Raw genomic sequence first — 14454 nt, forward strand, 5'->3', positions numbered from 1 at the left:
CGGGCCCCAGCCTCGTGGGTCCGCACGCGCCAAGGGAGGCACCCGTGCTCGGTCCACTGCCGCGCCTGTACCGCTTCGTTCTCGCCGTCGTCGCCGTCGTGGCATTCCTGGGCGTCGGGGCCTGGCTCGCCCAGGTCACCGCGCTGCCAGTGATGGCCTCGGTGGGTGCCGGGGTCGGCGCCGCCGTCGGCCTGGTGGCCGCGTACCTGCTGGTCCACGACTTCTCCGCCCACGCGGCACACCGCAGCCCGGCCCGGCACAGCCCTCGACGGCACTGAGCCTCCCGTCCCGGCCACCGGGGGGCGGGCGCTCGGGTCGTCCGAGGGGCGCCGAGGTCTCGGCATGACCGACGAGATGACGCCCTCGCAGCGTCGCGCGATCATCCGCGACAGTCTCGCCGTGGCGCTGGCCACCGGCACGTACGGCGTCTCGTTCGGCGCCGTCGCGGTCGCCTCCGGCCTCTCCCCCGCCCAGGCGTGCGCGCTCTCACTGCTGGTCTTCACCGGCGCCTCCCAGTTCGCCTTCGCCGGAGTCCTCGCCGCCGGCGGCACTCCCCTCTCCGGGGCGCTCACCGCTCTGCTGCTGGGCAGTCGCAACACGCTCTACGGCCTGCGACTGGCTCCGCTGCTCGACTGGAGGGGCTGGCGCCGCACCGCGGCCGCTCAGCTGGTCATCGACGAGTCGACGGCGATGGCCATCACCCGCGAGTCCACGAGCGCGGCCAGGCTGGGGTTCCTCACCACCGGCCTCGGCGTGTTCGGCCTGTGGAACATCGCCACGCTGGCCGGCGCGCTCGCCGGTGAGGCGCTGGGCGACCCTCGCACCTACGGCCTGGACGCGGCGGTCGGAGCGGCGTTCCTGGCGCTGCTCTGGCCGCGCCTGCGCGAGCGCCGCAACCAGCTGGTGGCGGCCCTCGCCGCCGGCGCGGCGCTGTGCCTGGTCCCGCTCACCGCGGCGGGGGTGCCGGTGCTCGCCGCCGGAGGGGTGGCCCTGCTCGCGGGGGTCGTGCTGCGCTCGACCCCGGCCACGACCCGAGGACCCCGATGATGTGGGCGGTCATCGTGGCGACCGGCGTGGGGTGCTGGCTGCTCAAGCTCGCCGGGCTGGCGGTGCCGCCCGCCGTGCTCGAGCGCCCGCTCGTGCAGCGGGTCGCCGACCTGCTCCCGGTCGCCCTGCTCGCGGCCCTGGTGGCGGTACAGGTCTTCGGCGACCCGGGCGCGCTGGCGCTCGACGCCCGCGCCGGTGGACTCGCCGCGGCCGTGGCACTGCTGGTGCTGCGCGCGCCGTTCCTGGTGGTGGTGCTCGGCGCCGCCGCCACCGCGGCCCTGCTCCGGCTCTGAGCCCGAGGCCCTCATCCGGGCACCCCCGTTTATCTGGGTTTCCGGCATAGAAATCGACCGACCATCTCTTGACGCCACATGATCGGGTCCATATAAAGGTAAACACAGATGTGAGGAGCCTCACAGCCTTCTTCTTGGAGGAACCATGGCCATCCCAGACGCAACTGCCAACAAGAACCTCGAGGGAAGCGGAGTACGCGCCCGCGTCCAGCGCTTCGGCGGCTATCTCGCGGGGATGATCATGCCCAACATCGGGGCGTTCATCGCCTGGGGCCTGATCACCATGCTGTTCATCGAGGACGGGTGGACACCCAACGCCGACCTGGCCGAGCTCGTCGACCCGATCATCAAGTACCTGCTCCCGATCCTGATCGGCTACACCGGCGGACGGATGGTCCACGGCCAGCGCGGCGCCGTGGTGGGCGCCATCGCCACCATGGGTGTCATCGTCGGCTCCGACGTGCCGATGTTCCTCGGCGCGATGATCATCGGCCCGCTCGCGGCGTACTTCATGAAGCTCGTCGACAACGCCATCCAGGACCGGGTCCCCTCCGGCTTCGAGATGCTCATCGACAACTTCACCGCCGGCATCGTGGGCGGCGTCTTCGCCTGCCTGGGACGGCTCGCGATCGGCCCCGTCGTCTCCAACGTCGTGGAGTGGCTCGGCGACGGCGTCCAGACCCTCGTCGACAACAACCTGCTGCCGCTCGCGTCGGTCATCGTGGAGCCCGCCAAGATCCTGTTCCTCAACAACGCGATCAACCACGGGGTGCTCTCCCCGTTGGGGGCCAACGAGGCCAGCGAGACCGGCAAGTCGATCCTGTTCATGGTGGAGTCCAACCCCGGCCCCGGCCTGGGCATCCTGCTCGCGTTCATGTTCTTCGGCCCCAAGGTGATGCGTCCGACGGTGCCCGGCGCGATCATCATCCAGTTCCTCGGCGGCATCCACGAGATCTACTTCCCCTACGTGCTGATGAAGCCCCAGCTGGTGCTCGCCGCGATCGCCGGCGGCGCCGCGGGCATCCTCACCGGCACCATCCTCGACGCCGGGCTGGTCGCGCCCGCCTCACCGGGCAGCATCTTCGCCTACCTCGCGGTGACCCCCAAGGGCGGCTACTTCCCGGTGCTCGCCTCGATCATCGTGGCCGCGGCGGTGTCCTTCGCGGCGGCCTCGGTGCTGCTCGGCTTCGGCCGCGGGGAGCGCGAGCCCGACGAGGCTCGACTGCCCGAGGACGAGGTGGTGGTCGGCAGCTGAGGCGCTGCCCTGGACCCGCAGGCGCACGCACGACACCGCACGCACCAACCCCACAGGACAGGAGACTCGAGATGCCGAAGGTCAACGGATCGGACGTCAAGAAGGTGATCATCGCCTGCGACGCCGGGATGGGCAGCAGCGTCATGGTCGCCAGCACGATGAAGAAGAAGCTCAAGAAGTACGGCGTCGCCGTGGAGCACACCCCGGTGAACTCCATCCCCGCCGACGCCCAGGTGGTGCTCTGCCACGCCGGTCTGGCCCAGCGCGCCACCGGCATCAACCCCGACGCCGTCGTGGTGCCCTTCCAGGTGTTCATGGGCGACCCCGCCTTCGCCAAGGTCGAGAGCGCCATCAAGGACGGTGGAGTCCTTGAGTCCTGACGCCGCCCAGGTGCTCGCACCCGACGCCGTGCGGCTCGGGCTGCGGGCGGTCGACAAGGCGGATGCCCTGCGCCAGTGCGGCGAGGTCCTCGTCGAGATCGGCGCGGCGGACTCGGTGTACGCCGACGCGATCCTCGAGCGCGAGCGCTCGGTCTCCACCTACATGGGCGAGGGCATCGCGATCCCGCACGGCACCGACGAGAGTCGCGAGCACATCCACCGCGCCGCCCTGGCGTTCCTGCAGTTCCCCGACGGCGTGGACTGGAACGGAAAGACCTGCCACGTCTGCATCCCCATCGCCTCACGCAGCGACGAGCACATCTCGATCCTGCAGTCGCTCGCCCTGGTCCTCAGCGACCCGGACGCCGCGGCCCAGCTGCGCACCACCCACGACATCGACGCGGTCCTGGCGCTGCTGGCGCCCCGGGCCGAGGAGGACAACTGATGAAGGCCGTTCGCTTCTACGCCCCCGGCGACGTACGCATCGAGGACGTCGAGGAGCCCACCTGTGGCCCCGACGAGGTCAAGCTGCGGGTCAGGAACTGCTCGACCTGCGGCACCGACGTGAAGATCCGCAACAACGGCCACCAGAACATCACCCCGCCGCGCACCATGGGACACGAGGTCGCCGGCGAGGTCGTCGAGGTCGGCGCCGAGGTCAGCGGGTGGGACATCGGCGACCGGGCCCAGATCATCGCCGCCGTCCCGTGCGGACACTGCTACGAGTGCCGCAAGGGCTGGATGGCGGTGTGCCAGAACCAGACCTCGGTGGGCTACCAGTACGACGGCGGCTTCGCGGAGTATCTGATCGTCCCGCCCCAGGTGCTCGCCGTCGACGGGCTGAACCGGATCCCCGAGGGGGTCGGCTTCGACGAGGCCTCCGCGGCCGAGCCGTTCGCCTGCGCGATCAACGCCCAGGAGCTCATCCACGTCGGGGACGGCGACACCGTGGTGGTCTTCGGTGCCGGCCCGATCGGCTGCATCCACATCCGGCTGGCCCGCGCCAACGGCGCCGCGCGGGTGTTCCTGGTGGACGTGAACGCGGAGCGCCTGGAGATGTCCGCGAAGGCGGTCGGTCCCGACGAGGCCCTCAACGGGGCCGAGGTCGACGTCGTGCAGCGCGTGATGGAGCTGACCGAGGGCCGCGGCGCGGACGTGGTGATCACCGCCACCGCGGCCGGCATCGCCCAGGAGCAGGCCATCCGGATGGCGGCCCGGCGTGGGCGCATCTCGTTCTTCGGGGGTCTGCCCAAGGACAAGCCGATCATCGCCTGCGACTCCAACCTCGTGCACTACCGCGAGCTGATGATCATGGGCGCCAACGGCTCCGCGCCCTCGCACAACAAGCGGGCGCTGGAGTACATCGCCTCCGGCAAGGTCCCCGTCAAGGACCTGATCACCGCCCGGCTGCCCCTCGAGCGCGCGCTCGACGCCTTCGACATCGTGGCTCGGGGGGAGGCCATCAAGGTGACCGTGGAGCCGTGAGCGGGCCGGCGCGCCGCGGTGGCGCCGGGCTCACTCGAGGTCGAGGAACTCCTCCAGGCCGACGGTGAGCCCGGGGTGGGACCGGATGGCGCGCAGACCGGCCAGCACACCCGGGGTGAACGACGCCCGGTCCAGCGAGTCGTGCCGGATGGTGAGGGTCTCCCCCACCCCGCCGAGGATCACCTCCTGGTGGGCGACGAGCCCGCGGATCCGCAGGCCGTGCACGCGCACCCCGTCCACGTCGGCGCCGCGGGCCCCGTCCAGCTCGGTGGTGGTCGCGTCCGGCTGGGCGCCGAGACCGGCCTCGCGGCGGGCGGCGGCGATCAGCTGCGCGGTGCGGCGCGCCGTCCCCGACGGCGCGTCTGCCTTGCCGGGGTGGTGCAGCTCGATCACCTCGACCGACTCGTAGAACGGGGCGGCGGCGGCAGCGAAGCGCATCATCAGGATCGCGCCGATGGAGAAGTTGGGAGCGATCAGCACGCCGACCTCGGGCGCCCGCTCCAGCCACCGGCCCAGGGTCGCCAGCCGTGACTCGTCGAAGCCGGTGGTGCCCACCACCGCGTGGATGCCGTGCTCGACGCAGAAGCGGAGGTTGTCCATCACCACGTCGGGGTGGGTGAAGTCGACGACCGCCTCGGCCCCCGCGGCGAGCAGCTCCTCCAGCGAGTCGTCGGCGTCGATCTGCGCGACCAGCTCGGCGTCGTCCGCGGCCTCCACGGCCGCGCAGACCTCGCTGCCGACCTTGCCGCGGGCCCCGAGGACCCCGACCCTCAGCCGGGCGCCCGGCGAGGCTCCTGGCGCGTCCTGGGCGTCTTCGCTGGACCGGGGCTGCGACGTCTCGCCTGATGCACTCACGCCCCCTAACCTATCCTCGCTGCGTCCCAGACGCGTCCCGGTGCCTGACTCTCGGACCGGGTAGTGGCAGGCTGTCTCCCATGGCACAGGCGATACCGGCGCGAATCAGATGGGCCGTCGACGTGATGGACGTCCGTCCCGATGACTCCGTTCTGGAGATCGGATGCGGACCCGGCGCGGGGGCGGAGCTGATCTGTGAGCGCCTCGAGACAGGCAAGCTCTTCGCGATCGACCGCTCCGAGTCCGGCGTCGACCGCACCAAGCGCCGCAACGCGAAGTACGTCCAGGCCGGGCGCCTGACCGTGCGTCAGATCGACCTCGCCACGCTGCGGGTGCCGGTCAAGCGGCTCGACAAGGTCTTCGCGTTCAACGTCAACCTGTTCTGGGTGCGCGAGTGCGCCGACGAGATCGCCCTGCTCCACGAGCGGCTGGTCCCGGGCGGAGCCATCTTCCTGTTCTACGAGGCGGTCAACCGCGAGCGGATCCCGCACATGATCGAGAAGGCCTCGAAGTCGCTCGTGGACGGGGGCTTCCGGGTGTCGCTGGTCGAGCAGAAGGCCCCGCCCGTGGTCGGCATCATCGGACGCCGCTAGGCCGGCTCCGCGCCCCCGGGCACCGGGCCGACGATGGCCAGCACCTCGGGCTGGGTGAAGATCTCGGCCGCGAGCGCGCGCACCTCCTCGAGCGTCACGGCGTCGATGCGGGCGATGACCTCGTCGAGGCTGAGCATCTCGTCGTAGACCAGCTCGGCCTTGCCCAGCCGCGACATCCGCGAGCCGGAGTCCTCCAGGCCCAGCACCAGCCCGCCGCGCAGCTGGCCCTTGCCGCGCTCCAGCTCCTCGGCGCTGATGCCCTCGGCGGCCACCAGCGCCAGCTGCTCGCGCACGGTGGCCAGGACGTCGTCGAGCTTGGCGGGCAGGCAGCCGACCGACACCCCGACCAGTCCGGCGTCGGCGTGGTGGGAGGCGAAGGAGTACACCGAGTACCCCAGTCCCCGCCGCTCGCGGACCTCCTGGAAGAGCCGTGAGGACGTCCCTCCCCCGAGTGCGGTGTTGAGCACGCCCAGGGCGAAGCGCCGCTCGTCGTTGCGGGAGATCCCCTTCATCCCCAGCACCAGGTTGACCTGCTCCAGGGCCCGCACCGCGGTGACGGTCCCCGGGGTCACCCGCCGGACCCCACGGCTCGGGGCGGGCCGCACGGGGGCGTCGGTGCCGCTGAGGAACCCGTTGCGCGCGAAGGCCGTGCGGACCTGGCGCACCACGGCGGCGTGGTCGACGTTGCCGGCCACGGCCACCACCACGTTGGGGGCGCGGTAGTGGGTCCGGTAGAAGCGGACGATCTGGGCGCGGGTGAGCGCGGCGATCGACTCCTCGGTGCCGGCGATGTCGCGCCCCAGCGGGGAGTCGCCCCAGGCCTGGCGGGCGAAGAGGTTGTGGACCACGTCGTCGGGGTCGTCGTCGTGCATCGCGATCTCGTCGAGGATCACGTCACGCTCGGCCTCGACGTCCTCGTCGAGCAGCGTGGAGCCGGTCACCATGTCACCGAGCACGTCGACGGCCAGCGGCAGGTCGACGTCGAGCACGCGGGCGTGGAAGCAGGTGTACTCCTTGGCCGTGAACGCGTTGGACTCACCGCCCACCGCGTCGAGCTGCACCGAGATGTCCATCGCGGAGCGCTCGCGGGTGCCCTTGAACAGCAGGTGCTCGAGGAAGTGCGAGCAGCCGTGCAGGCTGGGCGTCTCGTGACGCGAGCCGACCCCGACCCAGACGCCGATGCTGGCCGAGCGCACGCCGGCCATCTGCTCGGTGACGACCCGCAGGCCGCCGGGCAGGACGGTGCGCCGGATCTGGGAGGTCACCGCCCCGGAGTCGTCGGTGACGGTCTGCAGGGTGCGGGTGCTGCCGACGGGCTGAGAAACGGCCAACCGGCCAGCAGAAGTCTGCTGGCCGGCTGCCGTGTCTGGCCCCGTGAGGGGAGGGGTCATGCTCAGTCCTCGGCCGGAGCCTCGGCCTCGGCCGTCTCGTCGGCCGACTCCTCGACCACCGGGATCAGCGAGAGCTTGCCGCGGTCGTCGATCTCGGCGATCTGGACCTGGACCTTCTGGCCCACCGAGACGACGTCCTCGACGGCGTCCACGCGCTTGCCGCCGGCCAGCGAGCGCAGCTTGCTGATGTGCAGCAGGCCGTCCTTGCCGGGCATGAGCGAGACGAAGGCGCCGAAGTTGGTCGTCTTCACGACCGTGCCGAGGTAGCGCTCGCCGACCTCGGGCATGGTCGGGTTGGCGATCGCGTTGACCGCCTGGCGAGCCGCCTCCGCGGCCTCGCCGTTGGTCGCACCGATGTAGATGGTGCCGTCGTCCTCGATGGACAGCGACGCCCCGGTGTCGTCCTGGATCTGGTTGATCACCTTGCCCTTCGGGCCGATGACCTCGCCGATCTTGTCGACGGGGATGCGGACCGTGATGATGCGCGGCGCGTGCACCGACATCTCCTCGGGCGCGGCGATCTCCTCGTTCATCACCTCGAGGATCGCCAGGCGGGCGTCGCGGGCCTGGGTCAGCGCGCCGGCCAGCACGTCGGCGGGGATGCCGTCGAGCTTGGTGTCGAGCTGCAGCGCGGTGACGAACTCCTTGGTGCCGGCGACCTTGAAGTCCATGTCGCCGAACGCGTCCTCGGCGCCGAGGATGTCGGTCAGCGCGACGTACTGGGTCTCGCCGTCGACCTCACCGGTGATGAGGCCCATCGCGATGCCGGCGACGGGGGCGCGCAGCGGCACGCCGGCCTGCAGCAGCGACAGCGTCGAGGCGCAGACCGAGCCCATCGAGGTGGAGCCGTTGGAGCCCATCGCCTCGGAGAGCTGGCGGATCGCGTAGGGGAACTCCTCGCGGGTGGGCAGCACCGGCAGCAGCGCCCGGCGGGCGAGCGCCCCGTGGCCGACCTCGCGACGCTTGGGCGAGCCCACGCGGCCGGTCTCGCCGGTGGAGAACGGCGGGAAGACGTACTTGTGCATGTAGCGACGCGTCTTCTCCGGGGAGAGCGTGTCGAGCTTCTGCTCCAGGGTGAGCATGTTCAGCGTGGTGACACCCAGGATCTGGGTCTCGCCGCGCTCGAACAGCGCCGAGCCGTGCACCCGCGGGATCACGCCGACCTCGGCGTGCAGCGGCCGGATGTCGGCCAGCCCGCGGCCGTCGATGCGGACCTTGTCGCGCAGCACCCGCTCGCGGACCAGCTGCTTGTTCAGCGCGCGGAACGCCGCGCCGATCTCCTTCTCGCGACCGGCGAACTGCTCGCCGAGCTTCTCCAGCAGCGAGGCCTTGATCTCGTCGAGCTTGTCCTCGCGCTCCTGCTTGGGCCCGATGGTCATCGCGGCAGCGGTGTCGCTCTTGACCGCGGCCTCGACGGCGGCGTACACGTCGTCCTCGAAGTCGAGGAAGATCGGGAACTCCTGGACCGGCTTGGCGGCCTCCTTGGCCAGCTCGGCCTGGGCCTCGCAGAGCTGCTTGATGAACGGCTTCGCGGCGTCCAGACCGGAGGCGACGATCTCCTCGGTCGGCGCCTGCACGCCGCCCTGGACCAGGGTCCAGGTCTGCTCGGTGGCCTCGGCCTCGACCATCATGATCGCGACGTCGCCGGTGTCGGTGACGCGTCCGGCGACGACCATGTCGAAGACGGCGTTCTCGAGCTGGCTGTGGGTCGGGAACGCCACCCACTGACCCTCGATCAGGCCGACGCGGACGCCGCCGACGGGGCCGGAGAACGGCAGGCCGGAGAGCTGGGTCGACAGCGACGCGGCGTTGATGGCCAGCACGTCGTAGGGGTGGTCGGGGTCGAGCGCCATCACGGTGATGACGACCTGGACCTCGTTGCGCAGCCCCTTCTTGAACGTCGGGCGCAGCGGCCGGTCGATCAGCCGGCAGGTGAGGATGGCGTCCTCGCCGGGACGACCCTCGCTGCGGAAGAACGAGCCGGGGATCTGACCCACGGCGTACATCCGCTCCTCGACGTCGATCGTCAGGGGGAAGAAGTCGAAGTGGTCCTTGGGGTGCTTGCCGGCCGTGGTGGCCGAGAGCAGCATGGTGTCGTCGTCGAGGTAGGCCGTCACGGAGCCGGCGGCCTGCCGGGCCAGCAGCCCGGTCTCGAACTTGACGGTGCGGGTGCCGAACTTGCCGTTGTCGAGAACGGTCTCGACCGCGGAGATGACCGGTCCGGCCGGAGTGGAGTCTGTCAAGGGTTCATCCCTTTTCTCTTCGCGGAGCGATCCGCAGGTCCGCCTGTCGGCGGGGCATCGAAGGTGTCCCGCCTGGGTGTGCCCTCCCGTTCGAGGGAGGGGCCGGTCTTCGATCGAGGCTCGCGGAGCCCTGCTCCGAAAGCCACTACCGAGGACCGGGCCGGCGTCTGCGGGTCGCTCCTGGTGATGTGTTCAATGTGGAGTTGTGGGGTTCAGCGGTGAGGTCTGAGACCGACACTAACGAATCGGGCCCGCGAGCCGAAACCCGCCGGCGTCCTGGTCCGGGGCATCGCTACCGCGAAAGGCCCCGAGAGCGCGAGAAGCGGCCGCCACCAGGTGGCGACCGCTCCTCACAGAGACGTCAGGCAGATCAACGACGCAGGCCGAGGCGCTCGACGATCGAGCGGTAGCGAGCGATCTCCGTCTTCTGCAGGTAGTTCAGCAGGCGACGGCGCTGGCCGACCAGCAGCAGCAGACCACGACGGCTGTGGTGGTCGTGCTTGTGCTGCTTGAGGTGCTCGGTCAGGTGCGAGATGCGGTGGCTCAGCAGCGCGATCTGCACCTCGGGCGAACCGGTGTCGCCCTCGGCCGTGGCGTACTCGGCGATGATCTTCTTCTTGGTCTCCGCGTCGGTACCGATCGACATACGGGGGCTCCTTTCGATTCGCTGCGCGGCGCGCCGGGGCCTGTTCACCCGGGCACTCTGGATCCGCGGCCGTTCCTACGGCGGTGTACTGGTCGTCACCCTGTCGGATCCGGCGAGGCCGGGTCCGGGCAACCGCGCAAGATTATCAGCGTCGCGACCGCAGCGGCGAATCCTGCCGCCTCCCGACCCTCGCCAGGTGGCGCGAGCGCCCAACCGGATCGGTGCACGCCGGCGGTTCCCCGGGGGCCCGATCGGTGTGAGGATGCCCGGATGAGGCCAGGGGCCGCCACCGGCGAGCAGAAGCGTATCGGCGTGTGCAACCTGTGCGAGGCGATCTGCGGCCTCGAGCTGACCCTCACCGACGGCGTGGTCACCTCGGTGCGCGGCAACCCCGCCGACCCGCTCTCCCGCGGCCACGTCTGCCCCAAGGGCATCGCCCTGGCCGACGTGCACGCGGACCCGGAGCGGCTGCGCCGGCCGCTGCGCCGGGTGGGCACCGAGCCGGACGGCAGCCCGCACTGGCGCGAGGTCGAGTGGGACGAGGCGCTGGACGCGGCGGCGGAGGGCCTGGCGCGCACGATCAACGAGCACGGCAAGGACGCGCTCGGCGTCTACCTCGGCAACCCCAACGCGCACAGCCTGGGGTCGCTGACCCACGGGACGACCCTGGTGAAGTCCCTGCGCACGCACAACAAGTTCAGCGCGACGTCGGTCGACCAGCTTCCCCACCAGCTGCTGGCGTACCTGATGTACGGCCACCAGCTGTTCCTGCCCATCCCGGACATCGACCGCACGTCGTACTTCCTGGTGGTGGGGGCCAACCCGATGGCCTCCAACGGCTCGCTGATGACGGTGCCGGACTTCCCCGCGCGCCTGCGCGAGCTGAAGGCGCGCGGCGGGCGGATGGTCGTCCTGGATCCCCGGCGCAGCGAGACCGCCCGGGTCGCCGACGAGCACCACTTCGTGCGTCCCGGCTCGGATGCGCACGTGCTGCTGGCGATGGTGCACGTGCTCCTCGCCGAGGGGCTCGCCACTCCCCCGCCGTACGTCGACGGGCTGGACGCCGTGAGCGAGGCGGTCACCGGCTTCACCCCGGAGCGCGCCGAGGCGCTCAGCGGCGTCCCCGCCGCGGAGATCCGCCGGATCGCCCGCGACTTCGCGGCGGCCCGGAGTGCGGTGGCCTACGGCCGGATCGGCGTGTCCACCCAGGCCTTCGGCACCGTGTGCCAGTGGGCCGTGCAGCTGCTGAACCTGCTGACCGGCAACCTCGACCGGGTCGGCGGCGCGATGCTGACCACCCCGGCGATCGACGCGGTGGGCACCGGCCTGATCGGGCGCGGCCACCACGACGCGTGGCGCAGCCGGGTCCGCGGCCTGTCGGAGTTCGGCGGCGAGCTGCCGGTGGCGGCGCTGCGCGAGGAGATCGAGACTCCCGGTGACGCCCAGATCCGCTCGATGCTGGTCCTGGCCGGCAACCCGGTGCTGTCCACCCCCGACGGCGCCCGGCTGGACCGGGCGCTGGCCGGCCTCGACTTCATGGCCTGCGTGGACATCTACCTCAACGAGACGACCCGGCACGCGGATGTGATCCTGCCGCCGACCACCGCTCTGGAGCGCGACCACTACGACCTGGTCTTCCACGTCCTCGCGGTCCGCAACACCGCGCGCTTCACCCCCGCGGTGCTGGCCAAGCCGAAGGACGCCCTGCACGACTGGCAGATCTACCGCGAGCTCGCGGTGCGCATCCAGCGCCGGCTGAACAGCCCGGCACCGCGCAAGGTGCGGCTGCGCCAGCGACTGCGGCTCTCGACCAGCCCCACCCTCCTGGTCGCCGCGCTGCTGCGCCGCGGCCGCTCCGGCGTCACCCTGCGCAGGCTGCGGGCGAACCCCGCCGGCATCGACCTGGGGCCGTTGCGTCCCGGGCAGCTGCCGGACCGGCTGCCGCACCGCAGCAAGCGGGTGGACGCGGCGCCCGGCCTGGTCCTGGCCGACCTCGACCGCCTGCACGCGGCAGCCGTGGCGGCCGCTGACGAGGGGTCGGGTGACGCGCTGGTCCTGATCGGCCGGCGTCACCAGCGCGACTGCAACTCCTGGCTGCACAACGTGGAGCGGCTGACCCGCGGCCGCGCCCGCCACCAGCTGCTGATGCACCCCGACGACCTCACCGCCCGTGGCCTCGCCGAGGGCGCCGCGGTGTGCGTCACCTCGCGGGTGGGGTCCGTGGAGGTGGAGGTGCGGGCCAGCGACGAGATGATGCCGGGCGTGGTCAGTCTCCCGCACGGCTACGGCCACCAGCAGGCCCAGCGCCAGGGCGCCCGGATGCAGCACGCCGGGCAGGTGCCCGGAGTGTCGATCAACGACCTGACCGACCCGGACCTGCTCGACGTGAGCGGCAACGCCGCGTTGAGCGGGGTCCCGGTCACCGTGACGGCGGCCGGGCGCTAGGCAGGCGGCACCAGGGCGCGGCGCGCGCCGCTCAGAGGCCGAGCGCGACGCGGGCGGCCGCGCGCCCCGCCAGCGGGCTGTCCGCGGCCAGCGCCGCCTCGGAGGCCTCCTCGCACGCGGTCGCGGTGACCAGGGACAGGCGCGCCCCCACCGGACGCACCGCGGCGGCGGCCATCGACAGCGAGGTGACCCCCATGCCCACCAGGGCGCAGGCCAGCAGCGGGTCGGCAGCGGCCTCGCCGCACACTCCGACCGGCTTGCCCGCCTGGCGACCCGCGGCGGCGGTGATCGCGATCAGCTGGAGGACCGCCGGCTGCCAGGCGTCGGTGAGGTGAGCCAGGTCGGTCTCCATCCGGTCCGCGGCCATCGTGTACTGCGTCAGGTCGTTGGTGCCGATGGAGAGGAAGTCGACCACCTCGAGCATCCGGTGCGCCAGCAGGGCCGCGCTGGGCACCTCGACCATGATCCCCGCCTTGAGATCGTGGCCGCGCACCATCGTGGCGAACTCGCGCGCCTCGGCCACGGTGGCCACCATCGGGGCCATCACCCAGGTCTCCACCCCGGTGCGCTCGGCGGCCAGCGCGATGCCCGCCAGCTGGCGCTCCAGGAGGCCGGGGTTGTCGAAGGCCAGTCGCAGCCCCCGCACCCCGAGCGCCGGGTTCTCCTCGCCCTCGTGGGTGGCGAAGGCGATCGGCTTGTCCGATCCCGCGTCGAGGGTGCGCACCACGACGTGGCGCCCCGCACCCGCGAACGGCGCCAGCACCTCGGCGTAGAGCTCGGCCTGCTCCTCGACCGAGGGCTCCTCGCGGCGTCCGAGGAAGCTCAGCTCGGTGCGGAACAGCCCGACCCCCTCCACCGGGGCCTGAGCCGCGAGACGGGCGGACTCCGCGTCGGCCACGTTCGCCAGCACCTTCACCGCGGAGCCGTCCCGGGTCTTCGCCGGCCCGGTCCACGCCTCCAGCGACGCCCGCAGCTCACGGTCGGCCGCCACCCGGCGCTGCGAGTCGGCCTCGTCGGGCTCGGCTTCGACGATCCCCGTGGTGCCGTCGACGAGCACGGGCGTGCCGCCGGGGATCTCCCGCACCCCGGAGCAGCCGACGACGCACGGGATGCCCAGCTGGCGGGCGATGATCGCGGTGTGGCTGGTGGAGCCCCCGCGCTCGGTGACCAGGGCCAGCACCCGGGCGGGGTCGAGCCCCGCGGTGTCGGAGGGGGCCAGGTCCGCGGCGAGGAGGACCGACGGCTCGTCGGGCGTGGGGACACCCGGCTCCGGGGCCCCCACGAGGTGGGCCACCACCCGGCGCTCGATGTCGTGCAGGTCGGTGACCCGCTCGGCCATCAGCCCACCCATGTCGGCGAACACGTTCGCGAACTGCTGCACCGCCGCGCCGACCGCGGCCAGGAGGTCGACCTCGCCCTGGCCCAGGTGCTTGCGCACCGCCGTGCGCAGCCCCTTGTCGCGGGCGAGTCCGGCGCTGGCGGCCAGCACCTCGGAGGCCGAGCCGGACGCCGACTCCGCCTTGCGCGCGTATCCCTGAGCCACCTCCTGCACCGCCGCGTCGTACGCCGCGAGCGCCTGCTCGGCGTCCTCGAAGCCGCCGGTGCCGAACGCCTCGACCAGACTCGGCTCCACGGTGCCGATCACGTGGACGGCGGGGCCGACGACGACCCCCGCGACGACAGGCGTGCCCTGCAGGTGCCGCGAGCCGCGGCTGGTGTCGGTCTGGCTGGTCATGCCTCCCATGAAACCCGCCGTACCCTTGACAGTCAACACAAACGGGGACTAAAACAACATAAACGCAGATCGTGGGGGACGGTCCA

General features: G+C 71.8%; 14 protein-coding genes. 9 read left to right on the forward strand and 5 right to left on the reverse strand.

The genetic code is table 11. The annotated features are described in order from the left end of the window. Positions 1–44: 44 nt before the first annotated feature. The 7 genes from AC6EH9_RS07675 to AC6EH9_RS07705 all read left to right on the forward strand — a co-directional run bounded on the left by AC6EH9_RS07675 (position 45) and on the right by AC6EH9_RS07705 (position 4460). Positions 45–278 carry a hypothetical protein gene (locus AC6EH9_RS07675; protein ID WP_498421915.1) on the forward strand — a complete coding sequence of 78 codons (234 nt, stop codon included), beginning with the start codon at positions 45–47 and terminating at the stop codon, positions 276–278. Between the two features lie 64 nt (positions 279–342). After that, the gene (locus tag AC6EH9_RS07680) at positions 343–1047 is read left to right on the forward strand and encodes an AzlC family ABC transporter permease (RefSeq protein ID WP_498421916.1); all 705 of its coding nucleotides are present in this window, start codon (positions 343–345) and stop codon (positions 1045–1047) included. After that, entirely contained in the window at positions 1047–1340 is a 294-nt protein-coding gene (locus tag AC6EH9_RS07685; RefSeq protein ID WP_498421917.1) for an AzlD domain-containing protein, read from the forward strand. Before AC6EH9_RS07680 ends, AC6EH9_RS07685 begins: the two co-directional genes overlap by 1 nt. Before the next feature lie 145 nt (positions 1341–1485). Next, a complete protein-coding gene (gene mtlA / locus AC6EH9_RS07690) occupies positions 1486–2595 on the forward strand; it encodes a mannitol-specific PTS transporter subunit IIC (protein ID WP_498421918.1) in 1110 nt (369 codons plus the stop codon). Positions 2596–2666: 71 nt separating this feature from the next. Beyond that, on the forward strand, positions 2667–2975 hold the full coding sequence (locus AC6EH9_RS07695) for a hypothetical protein (protein ID WP_498421919.1): 309 nt from the start codon (positions 2667–2669) through the stop codon (positions 2973–2975). Continuing rightward, the gene (locus tag AC6EH9_RS07700; RefSeq protein ID WP_498421920.1) at positions 2965–3420 is read left to right on the forward strand and encodes a PTS mannitol transporter subunit IIA; all 456 of its coding nucleotides are present in this window, start codon (positions 2965–2967) and stop codon (positions 3418–3420) included. The genes AC6EH9_RS07695 and AC6EH9_RS07700 overlap by 11 nt, the downstream gene beginning before the upstream one ends. Next, positions 3420–4460 carry a zinc-dependent dehydrogenase gene (locus tag AC6EH9_RS07705; protein ID WP_498421921.1) on the forward strand — a complete coding sequence of 347 codons (1041 nt, stop codon included), beginning with the start codon at positions 3420–3422 and terminating at the stop codon, positions 4458–4460. Before AC6EH9_RS07700 ends, AC6EH9_RS07705 begins: the two co-directional genes overlap by 1 nt. Positions 4461–4490: 30 nt before the next feature. Here AC6EH9_RS07705 and dapB read toward each other — a convergent pair whose 3' ends face one another. Next, positions 4491–5234, reverse strand: coding sequence for a 4-hydroxy-tetrahydrodipicolinate reductase (dapB, locus tag AC6EH9_RS07710; protein ID WP_498422265.1), 744 nt, complete (start codon positions 5232–5234; stop codon positions 4491–4493). Positions 5235–5395: 161 nt separating this feature from the next. Between dapB and AC6EH9_RS07715 the strand changes: the two genes are divergently transcribed. Continuing rightward, positions 5396–5908, forward strand: coding sequence for a class I SAM-dependent methyltransferase (locus AC6EH9_RS07715; protein ID WP_498421922.1), 513 nt, complete (start codon positions 5396–5398; stop codon positions 5906–5908). Here AC6EH9_RS07715 and AC6EH9_RS07720 read toward each other — a convergent pair. From AC6EH9_RS07720 to rpsO, 3 genes are all read right to left on the reverse strand, one after another. Continuing rightward, a complete protein-coding gene (locus AC6EH9_RS07720; protein WP_498421923.1) occupies positions 5905–7239 on the reverse strand; it encodes a M16 family metallopeptidase in 1335 nt (444 codons plus the stop codon). The two genes, AC6EH9_RS07715 and AC6EH9_RS07720, sit on opposite strands and share 4 nt — an antisense overlap. Before the next feature lie 62 nt (positions 7240–7301). Next, on the reverse strand, positions 7302–9542 hold the full coding sequence (locus AC6EH9_RS07725) for a polyribonucleotide nucleotidyltransferase (RefSeq protein ID WP_498421924.1): 2241 nt from the start codon (positions 9540–9542) through the stop codon (positions 7302–7304). Positions 9543–9912: 370 nt separating this feature from the next. Then, positions 9913–10188, reverse strand: coding sequence for a 30S ribosomal protein S15 (rpsO, locus tag AC6EH9_RS07730; RefSeq protein WP_498421925.1), 276 nt, complete (start codon positions 10186–10188; stop codon positions 9913–9915). A 270-nt stretch (positions 10189–10458) separates the two neighbouring features. Here rpsO and AC6EH9_RS07735 point away from each other — a divergent pair, with 270 nt between their 5' ends. Further along, positions 10459–12633, forward strand: coding sequence for a molybdopterin-dependent oxidoreductase (locus tag AC6EH9_RS07735; protein WP_498421927.1), 2175 nt, complete (start codon positions 10459–10461; stop codon positions 12631–12633). A 31-nt stretch (positions 12634–12664) separates the two neighbouring features. Here AC6EH9_RS07735 and ptsP read toward each other — a convergent pair whose 3' ends face one another. Then, positions 12665–14368, reverse strand: a complete 1704-nt coding sequence (gene ptsP, locus AC6EH9_RS07740; protein ID WP_498421929.1) for a phosphoenolpyruvate--protein phosphotransferase — start codon at positions 14366–14368, stop codon at positions 12665–12667. Positions 14369–14454: the final 86 nt, after the last annotated feature.

The sequence above is a fragment of the Nocardioides sp. Z21_20 genome (assembly GCF_059766585.1).

Excerpts from the sequence above, each read along its gene's own strand:
- mtlA (WP_498421918.1), top strand. The coding sequence starts at position 1,486 with ATGGCCATCCCAGACGCAACTGCCAACAAGAACCTCGAGGGAAGCGGA.
- AC6EH9_RS07705 (WP_498421921.1), top strand. The coding sequence starts at position 3,420 with ATGAAGGCCGTTCGCTTCTACGCCCCCGGCGACGTACGCATCGAGGAC.
- AC6EH9_RS07715 (WP_498421922.1), top strand. The coding sequence starts at position 5,396 with ATGGCACAGGCGATACCGGCGCGAATCAGATGGGCCGTCGACGTGATG.
- AC6EH9_RS07735 (WP_498421927.1), top strand. The coding sequence starts at position 10,459 with ATGAGGCCAGGGGCCGCCACCGGCGAGCAGAAGCGTATCGGCGTGTGC.
- AC6EH9_RS07685 (WP_498421917.1), top strand. The coding sequence starts at position 1,047 with ATGTGGGCGGTCATCGTGGCGACCGGCGTGGGGTGCTGGCTGCTCAAG.
- rpsO (WP_498421925.1), bottom strand. The coding sequence starts at position 10,188 with ATGTCGATCGGTACCGACGCGGAGACCAAGAAGAAGATCATCGCCGAG.
- AC6EH9_RS07680 (WP_498421916.1), top strand. The coding sequence starts at position 343 with ATGACCGACGAGATGACGCCCTCGCAGCGTCGCGCGATCATCCGCGAC.
- ptsP (WP_498421929.1), bottom strand. The coding sequence starts at position 14,368 with ATGACCAGCCAGACCGACACCAGCCGCGGCTCGCGGCACCTGCAGGGC.
- AC6EH9_RS07695 (WP_498421919.1), top strand. The coding sequence starts at position 2,667 with ATGCCGAAGGTCAACGGATCGGACGTCAAGAAGGTGATCATCGCCTGC.